The 20,835-nt window shown below is 45.9% G+C and carries 17 protein-coding genes and 1 tRNA gene; 11 read left to right on the top strand and 7 right to left on the bottom strand.

Annotated features, from left to right (window positions below; all coding sequences use genetic code 11):
* Positions 1–19 precede the first annotated feature (19 nt).
* From M2133_RS05230 to M2133_RS05190, 9 genes are all read left to right on the top strand, one after another.
* Positions 20–1,222: a porin gene (locus M2133_RS05230; protein ID WP_277464939.1), complete on the top strand. Its 1,203-nt coding sequence runs from the start codon at positions 20–22 to the stop codon at positions 1,220–1,222.
* A gap of 16 nt (positions 1,223–1,238) precedes the next feature.
* Entirely contained in the window at positions 1,239–2,054 is an 816-nt protein-coding gene (locus M2133_RS05225) for a PstS family phosphate ABC transporter substrate-binding protein (RefSeq protein ID WP_277464938.1), read from the top strand.
* A 10-nt stretch (positions 2,055–2,064) separates the two neighbouring features.
* A complete protein-coding gene (pstC, locus tag M2133_RS05220; protein ID WP_277464937.1) occupies positions 2,065–3,270 on the top strand; it encodes a phosphate ABC transporter permease subunit PstC in 1,206 nt (401 codons plus the stop codon).
* Entirely contained in the window at positions 3,260–4,114 is an 855-nt protein-coding gene (gene pstA, locus M2133_RS05215) for a phosphate ABC transporter permease PstA (RefSeq protein ID WP_277464936.1), read from the top strand. Before pstC ends, pstA begins: the two co-directional genes overlap by 11 nt.
* 171 nt (positions 4,115–4,285) lie before the next feature.
* Positions 4,286–5,032, top strand: a complete 747-nt coding sequence (pstB, locus tag M2133_RS05210) for a phosphate ABC transporter ATP-binding protein PstB (RefSeq protein WP_277464935.1) — start codon at positions 4,286–4,288, stop codon at positions 5,030–5,032.
* A gap of 12 nt (positions 5,033–5,044) precedes the next feature.
* Positions 5,045–5,707 (top strand): phosphate signaling complex protein PhoU, encoded by a 663-nt coding sequence (gene phoU, locus M2133_RS05205; protein WP_277464934.1) that lies wholly within the window; start codon positions 5,045–5,047, stop codon positions 5,705–5,707.
* Positions 5,708–7,141: 1,434 nt separating this feature from the next.
* Positions 7,142–7,900: a polyprenol monophosphomannose synthase gene (locus tag M2133_RS05200; RefSeq protein WP_277464933.1), complete on the top strand. Its 759-nt coding sequence runs from the start codon at positions 7,142–7,144 to the stop codon at positions 7,898–7,900.
* Positions 7,901–7,926: 26 nt separating this feature from the next.
* Positions 7,927–9,276 (top strand): dihydroorotase, encoded by a 1,350-nt coding sequence (locus tag M2133_RS05195; protein ID WP_277464932.1) that lies wholly within the window; start codon positions 7,927–7,929, stop codon positions 9,274–9,276.
* A 37-nt stretch (positions 9,277–9,313) separates the two neighbouring features.
* Complete coding sequence (locus M2133_RS05190; protein WP_277464931.1) at positions 9,314–11,398, top strand: alpha-L-fucosidase; 2,085 nt, start codon at positions 9,314–9,316, stop codon at positions 11,396–11,398.
* Positions 11,399–11,502: 104 nt separating this feature from the next.
* Here M2133_RS05190 and M2133_RS05185 read toward each other — a convergent pair whose 3' ends face one another.
* Both M2133_RS05185 and ettA read right to left on the bottom strand, forming a co-directional pair.
* The gene (locus M2133_RS05185) at positions 11,503–12,156 is read right to left on the bottom strand and encodes a DUF1080 domain-containing protein (RefSeq protein WP_277464930.1); all 654 of its coding nucleotides are present in this window, start codon (positions 12,154–12,156) and stop codon (positions 11,503–11,505) included.
* A 103-nt stretch (positions 12,157–12,259) separates the two neighbouring features.
* Positions 12,260–13,945 carry an energy-dependent translational throttle protein EttA gene (gene ettA, locus M2133_RS05180; protein ID WP_277464929.1) on the bottom strand — a complete coding sequence of 562 codons (1,686 nt, stop codon included), beginning with the start codon at positions 13,943–13,945 and terminating at the stop codon, positions 12,260–12,262.
* Positions 13,946–14,079: 134 nt separating this feature from the next.
* Here ettA and M2133_RS05175 point away from each other — a divergent pair.
* Together M2133_RS05175 and M2133_RS05170 are read left to right on the top strand one after the other, a co-directional pair.
* Positions 14,080–14,155: transfer RNA gene (locus tag M2133_RS05175), tRNA-Lys, on the top strand.
* A gap of 489 nt (positions 14,156–14,644) precedes the next feature.
* A complete protein-coding gene (locus tag M2133_RS05170; RefSeq protein WP_277464928.1) occupies positions 14,645–15,457 on the top strand; it encodes a KilA-N domain-containing protein in 813 nt (270 codons plus the stop codon).
* 58 nt (positions 15,458–15,515) lie between these two features.
* Here M2133_RS05170 and M2133_RS05165 read toward each other — a convergent pair whose 3' ends face one another.
* The 5 genes from M2133_RS05165 to M2133_RS05145 form a co-directional block, all read right to left on the bottom strand.
* The gene (locus tag M2133_RS05165; protein ID WP_277464927.1) at positions 15,516–16,055 is read right to left on the bottom strand and encodes a GNAT family N-acetyltransferase; all 540 of its coding nucleotides are present in this window, start codon (positions 16,053–16,055) and stop codon (positions 15,516–15,518) included.
* A gap of 24 nt (positions 16,056–16,079) precedes the next feature.
* Complete coding sequence (locus M2133_RS05160; RefSeq protein ID WP_277464926.1) at positions 16,080–16,514, bottom strand: GNAT family N-acetyltransferase; 435 nt, start codon at positions 16,512–16,514, stop codon at positions 16,080–16,082.
* Between the two features lie 77 nt (positions 16,515–16,591).
* Positions 16,592–17,452 (bottom strand): DUF2202 domain-containing protein, encoded by an 861-nt coding sequence (locus tag M2133_RS05155; protein ID WP_277464925.1) that lies wholly within the window; start codon positions 17,450–17,452, stop codon positions 16,592–16,594.
* Between the two features lie 83 nt (positions 17,453–17,535).
* A complete protein-coding gene (locus M2133_RS05150) occupies positions 17,536–20,037 on the bottom strand; it encodes a TonB-dependent receptor (RefSeq protein WP_277464924.1) in 2,502 nt (833 codons plus the stop codon).
* On the bottom strand, positions 20,038–20,829 hold the full coding sequence (locus M2133_RS05145) for a FecR domain-containing protein (protein WP_277464923.1): 792 nt from the start codon (positions 20,827–20,829) through the stop codon (positions 20,038–20,040).
* Positions 20,830–20,835: the final 6 nt, after the last annotated feature.

The raw sequence follows: 20,835 nt of genomic DNA, 5'->3' as shown, positions 1-20,835 counted from the left end.
GTCAAATTAAGAAGAATGTATGAAGACAAGACAAGTAATTCTTACTATTAGCTTTTTATTCGGTGTTTTTATTGCTTATGCACAAGATGGGCTTAAGAACCTGACTGTTTCGGGTTACATCCAGGGACAGTATCAGTATGGGCAGCAAGACGCATCGTTAAAAGTCGGCGGAGCGAATGAAGATCCGGATGATTCGTTCAGCCGGATCGGTATCCGTCGGGGGCGCCTTAAGGTGGTGTATGAAGAGGGGATTGCTTCCGGTGTCTTTCAAATCGATTTAACCGAGAAGGGGATCGGCTTTAAGGATGTTTATGTGAACGTGAAAGATCCCTGGTTGAAGACCAATGCGCTACGTGCCGGTATATTCGATCGTCCTTTCGGTTATGAGATCAGTTATTCCTCTTCCCGCAGGGAATCGCCCGAGCGTTCGACTGTGTTTCAGACCCTTTTCCCGGAAGAACGCGATTTGGGAGCCATGTTGATTCTTCAGCCCGCCCAATCGTCTCCTTTCCATTTTCTGAAGCTCGAAGCGGGATGGTTTGCCGGCAACGGTATCAAACAGGAAACCGACAATAAAAGAGATTTTATCGGGCATCTCTCGGCAACGAAACGTTTCACAAACGGAGTTGCCTTCGGCTTGGGTGTTTCCCATTACAACGGATCGGTTTATCAGGGAACGGAGAATGTATATCGGATGTCAGGCGATGGATTTGTGTTGAACACTCATACTTCCCATACCGGAAAGTTTGCCAAGCGCGAGTATTACGGTCTGGATGCACAGGTGTCAGTAAACAGTATCTTGGGGAAATCCCAGTTGCGCGGTGAATATCTTTTCGGACAGCAACCGGGAACGGCCGTCGGAACCCAAAGTCCCAATTCATCCGCTTTGCCGGTGACAGATACGTATATCCGCGATTTTCAGGGTGGATATATCTTCTTTGTTCAGGATCTCGGTCAAACTCCTTTCGGCGCCGTCTTGAAATACGACTGGTATGATCCCAATACAAAGGTGTCCGGCGATCAGGTCGGCCGCAAGGACACTACCCGTGCCGATCTGGCACAATCCACCTGGGGCGTAGGCGGACTCTGGCACATCACAAGCGCTCTTCGCCTGCAAGCCTATTACGAATTTAATCAAAACGAAAAGACTTCCGCTTTGGAAGGAATGAATCAAGATCTCGACGACAACGTTTTTACACTTCGCATACAATATAAATTTTAAATTAAACAATTGACGTATGAAAACAATTATGCTGACAGCAGTTTCACTGCTGCTAAGTCTTTCTTTTGTCCAAGCCCAACGTATCAAAGGTTCTGATACGGTTTTACCCTTGTCTCAGAAAGAGGCTGAAAACTATATGAAAATAGATCCTTCCCGCACTGTTACCGTGACCGGCGGAGGCAGTGGTGTCGGGATCTCCGCTTTATTGGAAGGAACGACAGATATCGCGCAGGCTTCCCGTAAGATCAAATTCGACGAACGGCAGAAACTGCAAGCCAAAGGAAAGAAAGTGCAGGAGGCAGTTATCGCCTATGACGCGCTGGCCATTGTGGTTCACCCTTCCAATAAAGTGACTCACCTGACCCGTGAGCAGCTTGAAGGAATATTCACCGGAAAAATCAAGAACTGGAAAGAGCTGGGAGGCGCCGATCTGAAGATCGTTCCTTATGCCCGCGAAACCTCATCCGGCACGTATGAATTCTTTAAAGAAAGCGTATTGAAGAATAAAAATTACATGAATGGCATGATGAGTATGCCGGCTACCGGTTCCATTATCCAGTCGATCAGCCAGACCAAAGGTGCTATCGGTTATGTCGGACTTGCCTATCTGAATAAAGACGTAAAAGCCATCCATGTCTCTTACGATAAAGGGGCAACCTATACCGCTCCATCCGTGGCGAATGCAAAGAATGAAACCTATCCTATTGTCCGTCCTCTATTGTATTATTATGAAGCCGGATCGGAAAAGCAGGTAAAACCTTTCATTGACTATATCTTATCACCCGAAGGACAAAAGACCGTTCGGGAGATCGGCTTTGTACCGGTTATTTAACATAGAAGAAATGAAACAACTAAGAAAAATCGCGGAACGAACGGTGGAGACTCTTCTGACAGCCAGTGGAGCCATAACGACGTTGGTTATTTTCCTGATCATTGTTTTTCTTTTTAAAGAAGGACTGGGTTTGTTTAACAGTCCGGTGGTAGAGAAAGGATATGTGCTTTGTGTTCACGAAAAGAACAGCGTCGCAGACCTGACCGCTTATCAAATCAAGCAGATCTTTGATGCGGAAGTGGAGAATTGGAAAGCACTGGGCGGGAAAGATGAAGCGATTGAACTTTTCCGGTTTGAAGAGATCTTCAATCATTACCCGGAAGCGGAGTTCGGTGAAGACTATCAATACCTTCCGGATAAATTGGGCGAGTATATCCGGCATTCATCCGGTATCATCGCTTTCTTGCCTAAGCGATATGCTCCGGTGGACAAACCGGGTGTAAAGACATTACGGGAGGCGCAGATCCGTATCACCGATTTCTTTTTCGGAAAGGAATGGATGCCCACATCGACCCCGGCACCACTCTTCGGTGTTCTTCCTTTGATCATGGGTACGTTATGGGTTAGTTTCTTTGCCATTTTGATTGCGATGCCGTTAGGTATGGGTGTTGCGATTTATCTCTCCGAACTGGCCAACGAACGGGTACGGAAGATCTTGAAACCGACGATTGAATTGTTAGCCGGAATCCCTTCGGTTGTCTATGGCTTTTTCGGTTTGGTCGTTCTTGTTCCTTTCATTCAGCAGCTATTTGATTTACCTGTGGGAGAGACTGCTTTGGCCGGAAGTGTTATCCTGGCCATTATGGCTTTGCCAACGATTATTACGGTGGCGGAAGATGCGATGCGCAATACGCCCCGTGCGATGCGTGAGGCCAGTCTGGCTCTGGGGGCTACCCCTTGGCAAACGATCTGCCGGGTGATCATTCCGTATGCCTCTTCGGGCATTTCCGCTGCTGTCGTCTTAGGGATCGGCCGGGCTGTGGGAGAAACAATGGCTGTATTAATGGTTACCGGGAATGCGGCCGTAATGCCCCGTACCCTTTTTGAACCGGTACGGACTATTCCGGCGACGATTGCTGCCGAGTTGGGCGAGGCTCCTGCCGGAGGCGCGCACTATCAGTCGCTTTTCCTTCTGGGCTGTATTCTTTTTATTATTACCATGATAATAAGTATCACTGCTGAGGTGATTTCAAAGAAACAACATCATGCGGTTTAATCAACTTAATCAGCTTATTGCTTTTAGTATCTTCCGCATACTGGGAGCATTGATTGTCGGCTTCCTTTTATTGATACTCGGATTTATTATCTGGCAGGGAGTGGGAGTGATTAGTTGGGACTTCCTGACAACCGCTCCGACCGACGGGATGACGGCAGGAGGAATATATCCCGCTATTGTAGGCACCCTCTATCTGGTGATCGGCAGTATGTTTATCGCTTTTCCTCTGGGGGTGATGTCGGCTATTTATACGGTGGAATACGCGGGGAATGGGAAGATTGTCCGCTTTATCCGGGTGATGACCAATAATCTGGGAAGTATTCCTTCCATCATATTCGGCTTGTTCGGTATGGCGCTTTTTGTGAATAGCCTGGGTTTTGGCGATTCCATCATTGCCGGTTCATTCACTTTAGGTTTGTTGGTGTTACCTCTGATTATCCGAACGACGGAAGAGGCATTAAAAGCTATTCCCGATCATTTTCGTACGGGGAGCCTGGCATTGGGAGCATCCAAATTGCAGACTATTCACCGGGTGGTTCTACCCATGGCCTTTCCCAATATTATCACCGGATTGATCCTTTCCATCGGAAGAGTATCGGGGGAGACCGCACCTATCTTATTTACCGTAGCCGCCTATTTCCTACCCAAACTTCCCGAAAGTATATTTGATCAGGTAATGGCATTGCCTTATCATCTTTATGTGATCGCAACAAGCGGAACAGATCTGGAAGCGACACGCCCCATTGCGTATGGGACGGCGCTGGTGTTGATCGCGATTGTTCTGGGTATGAATTTGCTGGCTTCGTTTCTGCGGCGGTATTTTGGAAAGAGGATAAACGTTTGAAGTAGCGAGTGCAGAAGCCAAACTTGTTTGGATTATGCCGAGTCACGCCAAACGACTAATGTAAATGAACGTTTGAAGTAGCGAGTGCAGAACCAAACTTGTTTGGATTATGCCGAGTTACGCCAAACGACTAATGTAAATGAACGTTTAGAATTAAAATTGAAAAATCAAATGATAGAAGCAAAACAAGTAAATTTTTATTACGGCGATTTTCAGGCCTTAAAAGATATCAATATGCGAATAGAGCCCCATACGGTAACCGCCTTTATCGGCCCTTCCGGATGTGGCAAATCGACTTTCCTGCGTCTGTTTAACCGAATGAATGATTTGATCCCGGGAACGCACCTGACCGGCGAATGCCTGATCGACGGTGAGGATATATATCATAAGTCCGTAGAGATCGATGCCTTGCGTAAAAAAGTGGGGATGGTCTTTCAGAAACCGAATCCGTTCCCGAAGACTATTTTTGAGAATGTGGCCTACGGCCTGCGGGTGAATGGGATAGGAGACCGGAAATATATCAATCGACGGGTAGAAGAATCTCTTCGGGATGCCGCCCTTTGGGATGAGGTGAAGGATAAATTGAAAAAGTCAGCCTTTGAATTGTCGGGTGGTCAACAACAACGCCTTTGCATTGCCCGCGCCCTGGCGATTTCTCCTTCCATACTGTTGATGGATGAACCGGCTTCGGCGCTCGATCCGGTCTCTACCTCCAAAATAGAAGAACTGATCTATCATCTCAAAAAAGATTATACCCTTGTGATTGTTACCCACAATATGCAACAAGCTGCTCGCGTGAGTGATAAGACCGGCTTTTTCATGTTGGGCGAATTGATCGAATTCAGCGAAACACGTAAGATGTTTCTTAACCCCGAGAAAGAACAAACACAGAATTATATAACCGGAAGGTTTGGATAAATAGTAGAAAAAATGAAACATACAGAAAAAGAACTGATAAATATAAGGGATGAAGTCAACCAGATGTGGCTTCTGGTCATGTCCCAACTGGAGAAGTCGAAAGAAGCTTTGCTCCGGAATGATATTGAACTGGCAAGGGAAGTGATCAGCCGGGAAAAGCGGGTGAATACTTTTGAATTGAAGATCGATAGTGATTGCGAGAACTATATAGCCCTCTATAATCCGGTAGCTATCGATCTGCGGCTGATCCTTTCTTTGATCCGGATCGGCAGTACCCTGGAACGTATCGGTGACTTTGCGGAAGGTATCGCCCGGCATGTCATTGAAGACGACTGCATCCCTTTGACTGAAAAGTTAGGCGAAGAACTTCAACTGAAACGGATGTTCGATACGCTTATCACCATGTTGTCTGATAGTTATGCCGCACTAGAGAAAGAGGAAACCAAACTTTCCGGAAAGATACTCGGATATGACGAGATTGTCGATGAACTTTATCATAAAGCAATTCAAGTCTTAGCTATTTATTTGCAAGATAACACTGCCGATATCGAATGCGGATTGAAAACGATGATCCTTATCCGCAAACTCGAACGTATCGGCGATCATTGCAGCAATATTGTAGAAGAAATCGTGTTTTATCTTGACGCAAAGGTGCTTAAACATGCCTACACATAAAAGATACAACTTTAGGGAAGCTCTTCCCAAGCTTTCACCAAAACGCTGATCAATACAGGGATCTGGCGACCGGGTGAAAGGTGGAAGGGGGGTGCGAAACTTTTATGTGTAGCCTGTAAAAATTAAACATCGCACTTTGGTCAATCAAAGCGCAATGTTTTGGAAAAGGGGGTTCTGGCGGGGGGCAAATATTTTGAGAAGTGAAGGTTTTTGAAGCCGCATAGCGGCTGTCTGTATCCAGCCCCGTGCGGAAGCGCGGGGTCATAGATATCCCAATCAAACAGCGCCACGTAGTGGTGCTATATAGATGGATGACAAATACATAGCACCACTACGTGGCGCCTTTCCTTTTTATATGCCAGCAACCCCGCGCTTCCGCACGGGGCTGTATACAGTTGGCCGCTATGCGGCCTCCAGGACACCGGCCCACCTTCCCATTTTCTTCGCTTGGCGCCTTCTATCTTCTATCTACTATCTACTGAAGAAAATCGGAAGATTTTCTTTAATGCGATTTCTAAACCATTGTAAATGAAGCATTAATATTTCCTTCAGAAACTACCGGTAGTTTGCGCACCAACTACCGGTAGTTTGTCGACAAAATATTAGTAGTTTGCGCGCAAAGTACCGGTAGTTTGAAAAAGGGGGATTGCGGCAGCGAAGACAAGGAGTAGATATTTGTTGACAACCGTCAACACATTTGTTGATAACTGTCAACAAATGAATGGTCCAGGGAATAGGTTGAAATAGAGCTGCGTATAAGCTTCGTATTTTCGTCGACCAAAGCGCTATTGGCGCTTTCTCCTCTGTGACCTCTAAACCCCGTGCCCCCATGTCCTCTGCGTTGAATTGTCTTCCCATTTCCTTCGAAGCGAGTAGAACATTTAATCAGTAAAATCAGAGTTGGTTCGGGATGATTCGTAAAGATTTTTGATTGACCGATCAGTATTAAGACGATATTACATGAAAAGCTCCCCTCTGTATGGAAGGGAGCCTTTCTTTTAAACTATTCGTGATATGAAAAGTTCATCATAGTTAAAGTATTGGCATAGTATGATATTTAATATGTGGAAAGTTTTTGTTTGTCTGTTGGTTTTCGCTTTGCCTCCAAAACTAATGGATAAAATAAAAAAAACAATGGCATTCTAAGTGTATTTGTTAGTAATCAGAGCCAAAAAGATAAAGAGGTATAGCAAATAGACACAAAAAATGAAACTATGAAGCAAAGTTGACATTTCTATTGTATTTTGCGGAAAAAAATATTCGTAACCTTGTACTCCAACAAAAACAAAGGGTCTGAAAGCTTTAGATGGATAGGTAAATCCGACATTGTTGGTATTATTGCAGTAAAATATCTATTTTTGCATAAGAACACGTGTGTTGACTCTGCGGGAATGCAGAGAACAGGTGTTTTAGAAATAAACCAAAAGGATGAGTATGTCAGACAGCGTTGTAATTATTCCGACCTATAATGAGAAGGAGAATATAGAGAATATTATCCGTGTCATTTTTGCTTTGCCCAAGGCTTTTGATCTGTTGATTATTGATGATGGTTCGCCCGACGGTACGGGTGCGATCGTCAAGCGGCTGCAGCAGGAATTCCCGGATCGTCTTTTTATTATTGAGCGTGAGGGGAAACAAGGTTTGGGAACCGCTTATATCCGTGGGTTCCAATGGGCTTTGGAACATTCCTATGCCTATGTGTTCGAGATGGATGCGGACTTCAGCCATAATCCGGAAGACTTGCCACGTTTGTATAAATCGTGTGCGTTGGAAGGGGCGGATGTGGCGATCGGTTCCCGCTATATCGACGGGGTAAATGTGGTCAACTGGCCTTTAGGCCGGGTGTTGATGTCGTATTTCGCCTCGATGTATGTCCGGATTATTACGGGGATGCGTATCAAAGACACGACAGCCGGCTTTAAGTGTTACCGCCGGGAAGTGCTCGAAACGCTTGAACTCGACAAGATCCATTTCAAAGGATATGCTTTTCAGGTGGAGATGAAATTCACCGCTTATAAGTGTGGGTTTACGTTGAAGGAAGTCCCGATTATCTTTGTCAACCGGGTATATGGTGTCTCCAAAATGAATACATCGATCTTCGGAGAAGCGCTTTTTGGGGTGCTCAAACTGAAATGGTGGAGCTTCTTCCGCAAATATCCGCAGAAGAAGGAGAGCGCTCAGTTGACCGCGTAAAAATTAGTCATCTGAACAAAAAAGAAATGAAAAAGATTCTGATCAAAAACGTACGGATTGTAAATGAAAACCGGATTTTCAACGGAGCCGTACTTATTCTGGATAACATGATAGAGGCTGTGTATGAAGACAGCCTGCCATTTGGAATAGAAGAAGAAACCGACCGGGTCATTGATGGGAAGGGACGTTTGCTGATGCCCGGCGCGATCGACGACCAGGTGCATTTCCGCGATCCGGGACTGACACATAAAGGAGATATCGAAACCGAGAGCCGGGCCGCCGTAGCCGGTGGAGTGACTACTTTTATGGATATGCCGAACACCAATCCGCAGACGGTAACGATAGAAGCGTTGAACGATAAGTTCAAGCGGGGGGCAGAAGTCTCTGCTGCCAATTATTCTTTCTTTTTCGGGGGAACAAACGATAATCCGGATGAAATAAAAAAGCTGGATAAAAGCCGTGTGCCCGGGCTCAAACTGTTTCTGGGTTCGTCGACCGGGAATATGTTGGTCGACCGGAAAGAAAGTTTGGAAAGGATATTTGGTGAAACGGATCTATTGATCGCCGTTCATGCGGAGAAAGAGGAGATTATCCAACGCAATATAAAACATTACACCGGTTTGTATGGCGAAGACCTGGATATCTCTTTCCATCCGAAGATAAGGAATGAAGAGGCTTGTTATACTTCTTCGGCAGAAGCGGTGGAACTGGCGACACGCCTGAATACGCGGCTTCATCTGCTTCATCTGTCGACTGCCCGGGAAATGACATTGTTGGACGGCTCCCTGCCTTTGAAAGACAAAAGGATCACGGGTGAGGTTTGTGTGCATCACCTGTGGTTCGACGACAGCGATTATGCCCGTTTCGGTAACCGGATCAAATGGAATCCGGCCATAAAAACAAAGGAAGACCGGAACGCATTGCGCGAAGCGATCCGAACGAACAAACTGGATATCGTGGCAACCGACCATGCGCCGCATCTGCCGGCAGAGAAGGAGGGGAGTTGCCTGAAAGCGGCTTCGGGCGGGCCTTTGATCCAACATTCGCTGGTAGCGATGCTGGAAATGGTTTCCCAAGGGCATTTTACTTACGAAAAGGTGGTCGAGAAGATGGCGCATCTGCCGGCCGAACTGTTTCGGATTGATCGTCGGGGCTACATACGCCCGGGATATTATGCCGACCTTGTATTGGTTGATCCGCAGGATGCCTGGACCGTGACGAAAGACAACCTTTTGTACAAATGCGGCTGGTCGCCTTTCGAAGGATTTACTTTTGGGCATAAGGTATGGAAAACCTTTGTGAACGGACAGGAAGTGTATAGTGAAGGAAAGATCGATCCCGGGGTACGCGGCATGGAAGTGAGGTATAATGGTTAATGTTTAATGATTAATGTTTAATGATATAAGGATAAGAATGCGAAAAAAACTATTCACTCAGGTACTGCAGTCTGCCGGATTCTCTTTTCTGTTGGCAGGCGTTTTATCCGGATGTGCCGGAAATGTAGAACCGCCGGCACCTTACGGCGCTTTACCTTCTGCAAAGCAAATCGACTGGCATCAGTTGGAATATTATATGTTTATGCACTTCGGCCCCAACACTTTCACGGATGTGGAGTGGGGCGACGGGAAAGAAGATCCGAAAGTCTTTAATCCTTCCAACCTCGATGCCCGGCAATGGGCTTCGACAGCCAAAGCGGCAGGCATGAAAGGGATTATCATAACAGCTAAACACCATGATGGTTTTTGTCTGTGGCCCAGCAATTACAGTACGCATACGGTTCGGGAAAGCGCCTGGAAAGATGGCAAAGGGGATGTGCTTCGTGAACTTTCCGATGCTTGTAAGGAATATGGCCTTTTGTTTGGCGTGTATCTTTCTCCCTGGGACCAGAATCATCCGTCGTATGGCACGCCCGAATACAATGAGGTGTTTGCCAATACGCTGACGGAGGTACTTACCCAGTACGGGGATGTGTTCGAACAATGGTTTGATGGGGCTAACGGAGATGCCCATAAAGGGAAACGGCAGGTCTATGATTGGGATCTGTTCCATAATACGGTCTATACACATCAGCCGCAGGCTTTAATTTTCAGTGATATCGGCCCCGATTGCCGTTGGATGGGTAACGAACGGGGAATTGCCGGGAAAACGAATTGGGCCACTTTGAATATTAAAGGATTTGAACCGGGCCTGGGCGCTCCTTCCTCTGATATATTGAACACTGGAAACAGGGATGGTGAGAAATGGGTGCCGGCCGAAGTGGATGTTTCTATTCGTCCGGGGTGGTTTTATAGTCCTACTACAGATAACCGGGTGAAAAGCGTTGAACATCTGATGGATATCTATTATACATCTATCGGACGAAACTCGAATCTGTTGCTTAATGTGCCGCCTACGCGCGAAGGACGTATCCATAAAAACGACTCCACCCGCCTGATGGAGTTTAAGCAAGTCATAGAAGAAAGTTTTGCGAACGATTTGATGAAGAATGCAAAATTGAAAGCGACTAATACCCGTGGCAATTCCTCCCGTTATGGCGTGAAGAACCTTATCGATGGGGCTTTTGATACTTATTGGGCAACGGATGATGAGGTGAAAGAAGTATCAATAGAGATTGAATTGCCTAAAATGCAATCATTCAATCGTTTTCAGGTCCAGGAATATATTCCTTTGGGACAACGTATCGCTGCATTTACGGTGGATGTATGGAATGAAGAAACAGGTAGCTGGCAGGAAATAGCCAGTGAAACGACAGTGGGGTATAAGCGGATCGTTCGTTTCCCGTTGGTGACGGCCCAGAAGTTACGTTTACATGTAAAAGATGCATTGGCTTGTCCTGCCCTGAATGGTATCGGTTTGTTTAAAGCCGTTGAATTCATTTCTACGCCTCAGATCAGCCGGGATAAAGAAGGCCGGGTCACGATTGCCTGTCCGACACCCGATCCGGTAATCTATTATACGACAGACGGAACAACGCCGACAGTTTCCTCCATTCGTTACGACAAACCTTTTGCATTGTTGCGAGGCGGAATGATAAAGGCTGTAGCCATGATTGATAATAATCAGCAGCAAAGCGAAGTGGTAACTGCCGACTATGATATCGCACCGGCTAAGTGGTCGATTGTCTCGCATAAGAACGAAGAAGTCGCAAAAGCGATTGACGGTAACACGGCCAATCGCGTCCTGATCGATAAGGGTCAACCGTTGACCATTGACTTAGGGGAGACTTTGGATTTGAAAGGATTTGTTTATACACCAGTCAACCATACGGCAGCCCCCAATATCTATCGCTATACCTTCTCCGTCAGTGAGGACAATAAGCAATGGCAAACCCTTCAGCGTGCAGCGACCTTCAACAATATCCGGAATAACCCGATCGCACAGGAAGTCCTGTTTGAAACCCCTGCGAAAGCCCGTTATATCAAACTGGAAGCCTTGGAGTTGGCCAACCCCGCTGCTCAGTATGCCGTCTCGGAAGTTAGTGTGCTGACGGTGAAATAATCCCGGCAAGAACTTATAAATTCCCGGCAAGAAATAAAAAAACTCCGGCAGCATTTATCAAAATGCTGCCGGAGTTTTTTTTGTTTATTCCTTATTACCTTTTTTTACCAGGTGGTAAGCGTTACGTTGCGGAACAGGATGTCTTTGCCTTCGCTTTGCAGGCCGATATGGCCGCTTTTCACTTTGTTGGTTCCCGTGTTCTGGTACACACCGTTGATAAATACGGTGATCGTTCCGTCTTTGATCCAGATATTGGCTTCGTTCCATTCGCCGACCGGTTTCTCTGTAGTACCGTTGGCACGGTCGACTACCGGAAATCCCGGACGCGGAGTGCCCGGACGTTGGTGGAATTCGAACAGGTCGGAGCCGCCCAATAATACAAAGTCGCCGGCTTTACCGGCTGCCAGTTGGCATTCGATGCCGTTCGGGAACGGGTTACCGTCTTTGGTTTCTTCGATCAGAAGGAAAATACCACTGTTGGTCGCTTCCTTGGGATAACACCATTCGACGTGCAGTTTGCAGTCGCCATACTTCTCTTTGGTGTACATATAACCGAAAGGACTTCCGGCAATGTGAATCAAGCCGTTCTCGATGAAGAACACCTGATCGGCAGGTTTGGAGTTCTTGTCTACAATGAACGACCAGTTGGACAGGTCTTTTCCATTGAATAACTTCACAGTCTTCTGCGCATTTACATGGCTGAAAGAACAAAACATCGCGGCGATGGCGACCGCGGCAAAAAACAATTTTCTCTTCATGGCAAGAAATTTAATGATGAATTATTAATGATTATGATTAATTCTCTGCTGGTGGTGAATGACTAACCATTAAACATTAATCATTCACCATTAAACATTAAATTCAGTCTATCAGCTTCCGATACCGAACCCGCTTGGGCTCTTCGTAGCCTTGTTGTTTACGTTTGTACTCTTCGTATTCGGAGTAAGTACCTTCATAGTAAGCGACGTTGGAGTCGCCTTCGAACGAGAGGATGTGCGTGCAGATACGGTCGAGGAACCAACGGTCGTGGGAGATTACCACGGCACAACCGGCGAAGTTCTCCAATCCTTCTTCCAAAGCACGCAAGGTGTTTACGTCGATATCGTTGGTCGGTTCGTCGAGCAACAGGACATTCCCTCCGGCTTTCAAGGTCAATGCCAGATGCAGGCGGTTCTTTTCTCCACCGGAAAGTACGCTACAGAGCTTTTCCTGATCGGCACCGTTGAAATTGAATTTGGAGAGGTAGGCGCGGGCGTTGACTTCTTTATTCCCGACACGGATTAGTTCTTGTCCGCCGGAGATCACCTGGTAGACGGTTTTGTTCGGGTCGATATCTTTGTGAGTCTGGTCGGCATAACCGAGCACAACGGTTTCACCCACTTCAAAGTTCCCTTTATCCACGGTTTCCATTTCCATGATCATCTTGAACAAGGTGGTTTTACCGGCGCCGTTCGGACCGATTACTCCAACAATACCGTTTGGCGGAAGCATGAAGTTCAGGTCGTCGAACAATAACTTCTCACCGAACGCTTTGGCAACGTGTTGGGCTTCGATCACTTTATTACCCAGACGCGGACCGTTCGGGATAAAGATTTCCAATTTGTCTTCCCGCTCTTTCTGGTCTTCGTTCAATAACTTCTCGTACGAGTTCAGACGGGCTTTTCCTTTGGCATGGCGTGCTTTGGGAGCCATACTGATCCATTCCAATTCGCGTTCCAACGTCTTGCGGCGTTTGCTGGCCTGTTTTTCTTCCTGCGCCATGCGTTTGGTCTTCTGATCCAGCCAGGATGAGTAATTACCTTTCCAGGGAATTCCTTCCCCGCGGTCGAGTTCAAGGATCCAGCCCGCCACGTGGTCGAGGAAGTAACGGTCGTGTGTGATACAGATCACCGTTCCGGCATAGTGTTGCAGATGCTGTTCCAACCAGTCGATCGACTCGGCATCCAGGTGGTTGGTCGGCTCATCGAGCAACAATACATCCGGTTGCTGGAGTAGGAGACGGCAGAGGGCTACCCGGCGGCGTTCCCCTCCCGAGAGTGTGTCGACCACCTGATCTTCGGGCGGACAACGCAAGGCATCCATCGCCCGTTCCAGCCGACTGTCCAGGTTCCAGGCATCCGAAGCATCGATCTTATCCTGCAATTCGGCCTGGCGATTGAAGAGCTTGTCCATCTTGTCGGCATCTTCATAATATTCCGGCAAGCCGAACTTCTCATTGATCGCTTCATATTCAGCCAGTGTATCAACAATTTCCTGTACACCTTCCTGCACGATCTCTTTCACTGTTTTACCCGATTCCAGTTGCGGATCCTGCTCCAGGTATCCGACGGAGTAACCCGGCGAGAAGACCACATCGCCCTGAAATTCTTTTTCCAGTCCGGCAATGATCTTCAAAAGGGTAGATTTACCAGAGCCATTCAGACCGATAATACCGATCTTCGCCCCGTAGAAAAAAGATAAATAAATGTTTTTAAGAACTTGTTTTTGAGGAGGGTATATCTTATTTACCCCCACCATCGAAAAGATAACTTTTTTATCGTCCGCCATAACTTATGTAGTATGATTATTTGTCTGTTGTTTGCTTTGGGGACAAAGATAACAAAATAAAAAGGAGTCGAAAGCTTGCGAACTAAAAATTAAACGCCTATCTTTGCGCCCGTATTTCAATAAAATACACCGGAGATTTGCTAGCTCAGCAGGTAGAGCACATCCCTTTTAAGGATGGGGTCCTGGGTTCGAACCCCAGGCAAATCACCAGGCGGATCACAAGAGAAGCCAAGAAATCGAAGAAATTCAACGTAAATCCCTGATATTCATGAAATATCGGGGATTTTCTTTTTTGCCCCGGGTAGCAGAAAAAGGCGGGAAAATGCAGACTTAACTAGTCCAAATCGTGGAACTTTTGAGTTTTCCAAAAAGTCCCACGATTTAGGTGCTATTTCGCTGTATATCATAATTTTGCATAGTGTGTTTTTGGAGGATATAAAATAACTTTGTATCACTAAAAACGATGTAAAAATGAAAAGAAAAACATTCAACGTGTTGTTCTTTATCAGAAAGAACAAGCTACTGAAGAACGGCGGAGGAATGCTGAGGTGTTTCGGAAATATATAATTGAGAAATCTGTTAGAACCGAGAAAATAGCAAGGCTTATACTTCCATTACATATAATGGATATCAATAATTTAAACTAAATTTGTAGAACCATATTGTGGTCAGTTAGACACAATGAAAAACAGAATTAAAATGGCTAAGATTAAAGTACAAGAAGCAGATATCACGATTGTTCATATAAATAATGGCGACTATATATCTCTGACTGATATGGCAAACGCCAAAGAAAGTGGAAGTCGTGCTGCTGATATAATTAAGAATTGGTTGCGAAATAGATATACGCTGGAATTTCTCGGGACTTGGGAAGTGATAAATAATCCCAATTTTAAAGTGGTCGAATTTGACCACTTTAAATCACAAGCCGGATTACCCAGTTTTGTAATGAGCGTTTCAGAGTGGATTGAGAAAACGGATGCAATAGGCATCATAGTTCAAAAAGGCAAATATGGTGGGACTTTCGCTCACAAAGACATTGCGTTTGAATTTGGGGCAGCCATTAGTGTACAATTCAAGTTGTACTTGATAACAGAATTTCAACGCCTCAAGGAGCATGAACAGCAACAACTTGGTTGGTCTGCAAAAAGGGAACTATCAAAAATCAACTATCACATCCATACCGATGCAGTTAAGCACAATCTTATACCAGAAGAACTTACCGCTCAGCAAATATCGATTGTGTATGCCAGTGAAGCGGATGTACTTAACATGGCTCTTTTTGGTATTACTGCCAGGCAATGGCGTGATACGAATCCAGACAAAAAAGGAAATATCCGTGACTATGCTACTATCAATGAACTTATTTGCTTATCTAACATGGAGAATATCAATGCCGTTTTGATAAACGAGCAGGTTCCGCAATCTGACCGTTTACTAAAGCTCAACCAGATAGCCATTCAACAGATGCGAGTATTGCACGAAGTAGATAGTCGGAAATTATTGAAATGACAGGTATCGGATAGTTCCTTTTCAGTCACAAGCGATTGTACCATCCTGTTTTTTTAGATCAAAAAATATTCTTCAACAACGAATACATCGTCATATTATAGTGTTTATTATTCCAATACATCCAATCTCTCAAAACGCCTTCTTTTGTGAAGCCGAGTTTTTTAAGAACCTTTTCCGAAGCTATATTTCCTTGCATGACTTCGGCTTCAATTCTGTTTATTTCGAGCGTCTCAAAACCAAACTTCAATATTATTGTTAAAGCTTCGGTCATATATCCCTTATTCCAATAATCAGGATGCAGGTCATAACCGAAGTTTGCTCGATGATCCTTTAGGTAGTTGTTAAATCCGGCTGTTCCGATAATACCTGGTCTGCCTTTTAATTTGATTCCCCAGCGGATACCTAAGCCTTCTTTATAGCGAGATTGAAACCAATCAATATACTTCTGAGCCTCTTCTTCTTGATGAAAAGGAAGGACATTATAGTATTTTGTGGCTCTCTCATCTTTGAATATCTCATAGAAATCCGTAAGATGAGACTGGCTAATCTCTACTAAGTCTAATCTTTCGGTATGTAATTCCGGAAATTTGTCAAGCATAATTACTATTGTTGAGTTTTGCTATTAAAGGCTTAAATGCAATATCGGATAATCCTTCCCTGTCGAATCCTTCTCTGAGCGGGCGATCACATGGAAGCCGAATCGTTCATAAAATCCGACAGCCTGTGTGTTCTGCTCGTTTACATCTACTTTTGTCACTTGGAGATTATCGATAGCATATTTCAAAAGTTGTTTCCCATACCCTTGTCCTCGCGCTTCGGCGGAAACAAAAAGCATTTCAAGATTGTCGTCGGAGATTCCCATAAAAGCAACGATCTCCGTTCCCGAACGTAATACATGCAAGTCAACCTGTGGAAAATAACCAGGCACGGCCTGTTTAAAGAATTCGAAATCCTCCGGTTTTAAGAAATGGTGAGTCGCTTTAACAGAACTTTCCCAGATTGCGGCCAATTGATCGTAATCAGCTTCTTCGCCTTTTTGAATTTGATAGTTTTCCATGAATGGCAAAGGTAGCAAAAAGGGTACTCCGAAATGAATAGGAGTACCCTGTTTTGTGTTAAATATTTGTTCTTTTATTATCTTTTGCCGCCGTGTCCTTTGTTGTGTCCCTGGCCAGTGGTGGTGGCGTTTAGGCAATAGGTGCAGGTGCCGCAATTGTTGACGTGGCCTTTGTTGCCGTGGTGGTTTTTGCCTTTGCCGTTATTGGTATTCTGGCCTTGCTGGCCTTGTTTGCAGTAGTAGGTGCCATGGTGGTTGGACGCATTGATGATTTCGTTGTATTGTGTATCGTTCATCAAGGTCGGCTTGAATGTGCCACCTAAAGCCGTTATTTGCTTTACCAATGTTCTGAAATGATTTTCAGAGCCTAAGCCAAGATTGGTGATGATTACTTGCAGATTGATGTTGGTCAGCTCACCGGCGACTTTCCGATAGGTCACAATGTTTTCTTCTTCAATAAAAGCCATGATCTGGTAAGCGGCCGCTAATGTCGATCCCTCTGTTTTCAAGCGGTCATACGTGTCTTGCCGGTCTTTGTCGGTAAAGACACCCGGTTGACCAAGGGCCGGAAATTCAATCTCATAATAAGTCAGTACCCGCTCTATGGCAGCGATATGATTGGTTTCGGCATTCCCGATATTCGTTAACGGAAGTGCAGTGGGGTATTGCGAGGCGAAATAGTTATACAAGTCGCGGGAAAGCTTTTCTTCCTCCCGGACAATATTAAGGAATTCAATTTCATCGGCTGTCAACGGATCGGTAACCGACAGTACGGGGCAAACATTTTCAAGGATAAAGGTAGACGTACCATTACCGGCAACACGTAAGAGTTCTACCGGTGATTCCTGTACTAACTCATCCGTTCCTTCATTTTCATTGCAAGAGGTGAATACCAATGCAAATGCCGCTAAGGCTAACAGGCTTGCTTTTGTTTTCATTTTCATTCTTTTTTTAATTTAATAATCAATGGTTCATTGCTTTTAAGGTAAACCGCACAAAGGGGAGATTACCCTACCTGTTTTCAGAATATAATTTCAATAAAAAGTGTCGGAGTAAAAGGTTGTGCCTGTGTGAACACATTGGTTACGTCTTCGCGTGCGGGAAGTCGATAGGCGTATTTGATGTTTTCAGTTCCCAACACATTGATAATCGAAAGCCCGGTTTGCAGTTTCAGTTTCGGAAAGGAATAACTGTAAGTCGCGGCCACATCGAGTCGGCTGTAGTTCTTCTCCATATCGGCATGGTTGTTCGACTGCCCTTGTCCCGTGCCCGTTCCATGTATTCCATGCCCTCCGATATAAGGATAAGAAAAGCCGGAGCCGAAAACATAGTTGGCCGAAAATGTAAACGGAGAGAACGAAAGGATAGTTCCCGCTTTCAGTTCGTGTCCCGTTTCCGTAACCTGTTCCGAGAGATGGGACAAAGAATAAGAGCCAAAGAGAGAAACCTTATCGAACTCTTTTTTCAGGAAGACATCGAACCCGGTCATATCGACATCCGTCCGGTACACAGCGTCCGAGATCCGAACGACATCTTTGTTTTTCTTGTGATAGCCCTCTGCACTGATCAGTAATCCGTTGCGGTTGAAAGCAATACCGGCAGCCGATTGCATCGACGAAGGCGCGTTGTCTTCCTGTATCTGCCAGGCGAAAACAAAATTCCCGGCTTCGTCTTCCACCGGAATATGGGCGATATATTGCCGGTAAAGTCCCCACGAAGCGGTGCCCGTCCAATCTTTATTTATTCTATATCGCAGAGAGGCGCGCGGTTGAAAGTAAGCCTTTCCGGGAATAAAGTCCGTTCGCAAACCGGCATTCAGGGATAGATTGCCCAGGGTAAACCGGTCGGTAACATATAGGGTCGGTTTAGAGAGTTTTTGATTGACTCCGTTCAATTCGTCGGTATAGTGAGTGAATTCGCCGCCGGCTTCCAACTGCTGAAAGTACCCTAAAGGGAAAGAATGATTTAACCGGGCAGTCACTTCGCTGATCCGGTTTTCGGAATGGCTGGCGATCTCGGGCACCGCCTGGTTGCCTTGCACGCTGCTGATCAGGTCCTCTTTGGTTTTCAAGCGGGAGAAAGAAACCTGTATCCCTGTTTTCGAAGTATTGTTCCACATCCGGTCATAAGCGAACGAACCCGCTTGCTGATGGCTTTTCTCTGCCGCGTCCAGATTGAAATCATTATCCTGCGCGACTGTAAAGTCAAAATCATCATCGGCAGCATAGAACGATAAGGCATATTTATCCCGGTCCGAAAAGCTACCGCTATATTTCACGTTCACATCCCGAAAAGCATAGTCGGGGTAGATATAGAAATCATTATTCCCTGCCTGTGAACCCTGTCCACTTCCCGGACCTTGACCACTACCAGAACCATGCCCTTTACCTCCGTTTCCATTGCCTTCATTCCCATTTCCCCCGGTTGTATTTCCGTGGCTGTTGCCATACGGATTGAGCTTCTCCACATCGTAAAGATTATAATAAGTCTGGCGGTAGCCGACCATCAGGACAGATCTTTTCGTCACCGGCAGCGAACCGAAAAGATTAGCCGTAAGGTTACTTACGTTGGCTTTGAAAGAAGGCGCCGACAGGTTCCCGTCAACTCCGGTAATATGGCCCGTAGCCCCGATGCGGTTGCCTTCCGAAGCATCCATTCCGCCTTTGTTGAGGCGGATCTCTTTGACCATATAGGGATTGATAAAGCTGATATTATCACTGAAACTCTTCAACCCGAAAAGCGTATAACCATCGAATGTGATTTTGCTTTCCCCGCTTTCACTGCCCCATACGATCAGTTCTTCGTTGGGCTCTCCCGAAGCACGCACGCCGGGCATCATACGCAAAAGATTAAACACCGAGTTGTCGCCGCTACCCGGCATATAACGGGTAATCGCATGATTGACACGCACTTCTCCGGAAGTACGCCCCGTTTGCATCATCATGGCGCTTTTAGCCGGTGAGACAAACACCTCATCCATTACCATAGGCTGCGACGACAGATTGATAACATGGGAACCCGGCATCAAAAGGGTATCGACCGGATGATAACCAAGGTACGTAAACCGCATACGCAGCGGAACAGGACGATTGCTCTTCACACTGAAAAAGCCATTTTCATCTCCTACGATCATTCCCTGCGCGGTAAGAATATGGGCATAAGGCAATCGCTCGCCATTGTCTTTGTCCGTCAGTACGCCCGACAAGGTGTATGTTTCCGGAATAGGAACCGGTGCGATGACCTCCTCTTCGTAGGGCACAATGACATATACCTTGCCAATCTGCTCGCATACAAAAGGCTTTCCCTGCAAAAGAAAATCAATGGCTTCGCGGAAGGAAGAGAAGTCGCGGTTTACACTCACCCGGTAAACGGAAAGCGCTTTACTGTCGAACGATAATTCAACGTTCAATGTACTCAACACCTGGTCCAACGGTGTGTCGGAGGCCTGCAAGCGTATCTGTTGGGCAGACAACGGAAAAACGAATGCACCCACAAGAACCAGGATAGTCAGTAAACGTTTCAACTATTCTTTAATCTTAAATGCGATGCCAAAAGCTTTGCCGATGATATTCAGCGTTTCCTTCGGATCATCTAATCGGGCAAAATTGCCGCTGTAAAGATAGTCATTCTTCTCCGGCCGTTCAATCACGATCGCATACTGCCTTTCTATCTCGCATAAAACATCTTCCAGGGGAGTCTTCAAGAAGTAGAAGTGATAGGTCGTCCACGCTGTCGCCAATTGAGGTTCGCCGACTTCTTCGGCCACCATTCTATCGCCGGAATACAAGGCTTGCATGCCGGGAGTGAGGATGACACTCTGCTGTGCGTCGCTCACATTCACCTTTCCGGTAAGACAGGTGACGACGTATCTTTCCGAACGGGCAAAGACATTAAAAGAGGTGCCCAACACTTCCACATTCTTCCCATAGGCGCCGACCGTGAAACGGCTTCCCTTGGTGACTTCAAAATAAGCTTCCCCTTCCATCTCAACATCCCGTGAGAAACGCCACCAGTGCGGCTTGTAAATCAAACGACTATCGGCATTCAACCGAACATTTGAACCATCGGGAAGCGTAACGGAGCGATGTTCCCCTTTGGCAGCCATAAACGTTTGCGTATGCAGAAACATATATCCCGGCACGATCAATAACAGCAATAAAACCGCTGCCGCCGCATACATAAACACCTTCCGCAGAGAAAACGACGCTTTCTTTGCTATCGGTGTCTCGTCTGCCGCGGCAAACAGTTCATCCCATATCTCTTCTTTGTTTTTATTCCACTGAGGTACTATTTTTATTTGCTCTTCTTTATGCATATCTTC

The organism is Parabacteroides sp. PF5-6 (genome assembly GCF_029504695.1).
Classification (GTDB): Bacteria; Bacteroidota; Bacteroidia; order Bacteroidales; family Tannerellaceae; genus QVMG01.
The sequence above is the reverse complement of the archived record's forward strand: the minus strand, read 5'-3'. Positions and strand labels throughout refer to the sequence as shown.